This window comes from Lyngbya confervoides BDU141951 (assembly GCF_000817775.3).
Classification (GTDB): Bacteria; Cyanobacteriota; Cyanobacteriia; order Thermosynechococcales; family Thermosynechococcaceae; genus Lyngbya; species Lyngbya confervoides.
The window spans coordinates 1-4,427 of the sequence record NZ_JTHE03000079.1; the positions used below are offsets into that span (position 1 = coordinate 1).

General features: G+C 53.4%; 1 protein-coding gene. It reads right to left on the bottom strand.

The window, feature by feature from the left end:
• Window positions 1–87: 87 nt before the first annotated feature.
• Entirely contained in the window at window positions 88–4,272 is a 4,185-nt protein-coding gene (locus QQ91_RS13225) for an Eco57I restriction-modification methylase domain-containing protein (RefSeq protein WP_166275331.1), read from the bottom strand.
• Between the last annotated feature and the right edge of the window lie 155 nt (window positions 4,273–4,427).

Below are 4,427 nucleotides of genomic sequence, written 5' to 3' on the forward strand. Positions count from 1 at the left end.
AGAGGGGAGGCGGTAGGATGCACAACGTTGGCCGGTTCCCCTTCGCCCAAACCTGGGAGAAGCGGGTAGGGGTTGAGGGCTCCCCCTCTAAAACAACCCTAACTGCCCTCCTTTAGCCCGATCGCTTTTCTTTTTACTCGTCCCCTTCGATCGCCCTTTCGTCCCTTTTTTCTTTTTCTTCTCATGCAATCCCAGCGCCACCTCCTCGGCATAGCGCTGATGATTTAGCTCCAACAGCCGATCGAGGACTTCCCGCCGCGCCGCTTCGCTGATGGTAAACCGCAGCCCCTGTTTGGTGTCGTGGAAGCTGTGGTCTAAATTCAGATCGTCCCAGCCATAGGCCGATGCCACGGCTTGATCCATTTGAATATGTAGATCGCGGAGGGTTTGAATGGCTTCGTCTTGCTCGTCGGGGTCGTGGAAGCGGTTGTAGGTTTTGGTTAAGCCCTCTTCTCGATCGCGCATGATGGATTGGCGGTGGGTGTAGTAGGTTTCGCCAATGGATCCGAGGGTGGTGAGGCTTTTGGGGAAGGGGAAGGTTTCAAAGCAATCTGATGGAGTGTATCGCATTCGGGTTTCTAGTGTTGATCCTTGTGCTCTAGACCAATATTCGTGGATATTACTCTGAATAAGCGTAAACATTGAAGTCTTTGCAGAGGATATGATGCCCAGTGCATGAGAATAGACAAAATTACTGGGCTCCCAAGCACAAATGCAGTATTTCGAGACAAGAGGGATGGCTAAAACCCGATCGCAATCCGCGATCGCCCCATAAAGCTCAGGTCTCTTATCCCAAAATTTCCAATAATCATATTCATGAATTTGTTTGCCTCTAGCGACAACTTCATCCCGTTGAGGTTTAACTCTTTCAGTGAGGATGGCCAAACAGTCAGGAAAGTCTGATGCATACGGAGGCCCTTTCGGATTCTCAGGATCGTCATTCTCAGCATCAAGTGGCCAATTAAAGAAATTTATAATCTGACGACTTGGAGATTGATCAGGACGAGAGTTTAGATCTTGGCCATTCAGATAAGGAAAAATGACTTTAGCATTTTCTGGATTTTTTGTGATAATTGATGCTGCTTCGTCAGATTCTAAAATGAAACCCGTTCCCAGTACCACAGTTCCCTGAAAAGATTTGTTTTGATTGGCGGCTAATCGATATGGACTCCCTACAATTTTTCCTGGAACAGTTAGAAAAGCTGTAATGCCTTCTACGATCTGATTCTCAAGTATGTATTTCTGATTCCATTCTCCTTTATGTAGCCATACTTGAGCCACTTCTAGTGATGCGGCTCCTGGCCAAGGCCTGCTAGGCACCGCACGTGGGATAGAAAAACCTCGACTTAGCAACTGCTCTAGACTAACTTCACGAGTATCTCCTTGTGAGATAGTATTTGTCGCTATCAAACCAAGAGTTCCTTGGCTATCAATTAACATTCCAGCTCTTAAAAGAAAGAATCCACAAAGATCAGCACTCCCTTTAACACTATTTGCAATATGCTCACCTATAAAATGACGATAAGTTAAGCCAAGAAAGGTACTAATCTTCTTCCCTCCCTGAAACGGCGGATTCCCCACGATCGCATCAAACCCCTGCCGTTCCCCATCCACAAACACCTCCGGAAACTCCAACTCCCAATGAAACGGCATCACATTTTCATTGCCCAATAACGCCGCCAACTCCTCCGGCACATCTATATTGTCCCGATAAGCCCGCAGCAAAATCTTCCGCGCATCCTCCTGCCGGCTCTTCTTGAGCGTATTAAAATAAGCCGACAGCAGCAGATCACACCCATCCCGCAAATTATTCGCCCGTGCATTCGCCTGAGCCAACAAATACCCCTTCTGCTTCTGCGCCTGCACCGACTGATCCCCCAACGCCGCAATCTGCCGCCGCAGATCAATCACCTTGCCAATATCCCGCCGCACCTGATCCGCAAACAGCTCCTCCTGCTTCACCGTCGTATCCATATTCCAATAGCGCAACTGCTCCAAACTCACCCCAATCAGCGAATCCCCACAGCGCAACGCATGATCCAAAAACGTAAACGGCTTATTCTTTTGCAGCGTAATCAACCACAGCGACAGCTTCGCCATCTCCACCGCCAACGGATTCTTATCCACCCCATACAAACACCGGTCCGCCACAATCCGCCGCGCCACCGCCAGCCGCTCATCCTCATCGCTCGGCAAAATCAACTCCGACACCGCCCCAACTGAGAGCGATCCATCGGGAGAAATTTGAATGACTTTTGAGCCGGAAGTTTTGAGTTTTGAGTTTTGAATGTTGAGTTCCCAGGCTTCCACTAGGCGTTCTGCCAAGTAGCGACAGGTTTGCACCAAAAACGCCCCACTCCCCATTGCCATATCGCAAACCTTCAGCTTCAGGATTTCCGCCGCCGACCTCAAGCGCCATTTCTCTTCCGGCTCCCCCTCAGCCACTCCCTCATATACCAAAGGCTCCAGCGTATACTTCACAATCTCCTCTGTCAGACTCCGAGGCGTATAATGCGTCCCCGTCTGCCGCCGATCCGACCCCTCGGTCACATACACACTCCCCGCCGGAATCACCACCGGATACCCAAACGTATCCTCCCGAAGCAGCCGCGCCCACGGCAACACCCGCTCATATAACTCCTCATCATTGCCACAAGCAATCAACAACCGCTGCGCCTCTCGCGCCTCCAGCCCCCCTCTGGGTCTACCCCCAGAATTGGGGGGCCGGGGGGGCGCATCCCCAGCATCAGCCTCCAACGCTAACGCCTTTTTCAACGGCGACACCCCCCGCCCCGTCTCCTGCCTCAAAAACTTCAGCAACGCCTCCTCACCCTGCCCCCGTAGCCGCTCCAGCTCCACCAACGAAACCTCCGGCTCCTGATTCTTCGTCCCCGCCAACCCCAAAATTGGATCCTCAGACCGCACCGCCGTATGATCCAACAAACCCTCATATACATGGCCAATCTGCTCAATATCCAACGCCCGAAACGACAGCTTCCGCGACTCCACCCCGCCGCTCACCCGCATCTGCAACACCTGCAACGCCTCCAGCAAATGCAACACCGTCCGGTTATTAATCGCCATCGGCACCGCCGCCTCCTGTTCCCAGGATGACCCCACCTTACGCCCCTCCAAAAACGGAAACCGATCCGGATCAAACAAACTCCCCCCATAGGCGGGAATCATCAGCGCATCGTGATACACCCCGCCATACACCGCCCGAAACGTCGCCAACAAACGACACCAAGCATCCTGCTTTCGCTCTAAAATCTCCTCACCCTGCTGATCCGCCAACTCCCGCAACTGCTCCCGCAGCGTCGAAACCGCATAATGCGCCTCATAAAACTCCGTCTCATGGGGTGGAATTAGCTTGTTCTCCTCCGCAAATAGCAAAAACACCAGCCGCATCATCACCGTCAACGCCGCCTCATAGAGCCGCGTCTCCGACACCCCCACCAATAGCTCCCGATTTCGGTCTAGATCAATGCGGTCAATGGACTGCACCAGCACCTCCACCGCCTTTCGTACCTGAAACCCAAGCTGATCCGTCACCTCCTGCTGGCTATTCACACTCTGCGCCAACATCGCCTCTAGGGTTTCTTCCTCTGGCACATTAAAGAACCGCTCCGCCCACAGCAACGACCGAAACGAACGAAGGGCGATCGCCTCCTCCTGCCACAAATTCGCATACCAAGAGATATAGCCCGTCGTCTCCCCTTTCGGTGCATTCACCAACATCCAATGCTCGCCATTGGTAATCAGCCCCAAGCGCACATCACAGGCGTGCAGCAACTCCATCATCCGCGTCGCCGGACTCGCCGCCCACCGCGACCCCTTCACACTCTTGTCTAAATTCTGCTCCGGCGGGAAATACTGCACCAGCAATCGCGGCCTAGACGTTGCCCCCTTCCCTGCATCGGGCGCAATCGGATCCATCACCACCCAATCTGGCCGCACCGTCTCCTGATGCACCTCAAACCTTACCGTCAACCCATTCGGAATCTCCTGCCCCGACTTCAGCACCGCCTCCGGAAACTCCAACGTCTCCGTCAGCACAAACGCCACCCACGCCCGATGAATCTCCCGTTCCGGCTTTAATCCCTGCTGATTATCCTGCCACTCTTCATAAGCCTGCACCAACCGCCTCCGATGCTCCGGTTCATGCGCCTCCAAGCCCTGGGGAAACACCTGCTCCAAAACCGGCAAACTCAAAAACGGCCCCGACGCCTCCACCAGAGACAACCATTCCGCATGATGACGAGCGATCGACATAGACTTAAATCATTAAAACAACAGCAACAAACCAAACCAAGTCAGGCGCTGAGAGACAGGAAGCATCGCCCCCCTCTCCCAATGAGGGGCCGGGGGTGAGGGCCAATACAAAGCGTATCTCCACCTCCCAACGCCCTCAACAGCCTTTCGGCCCA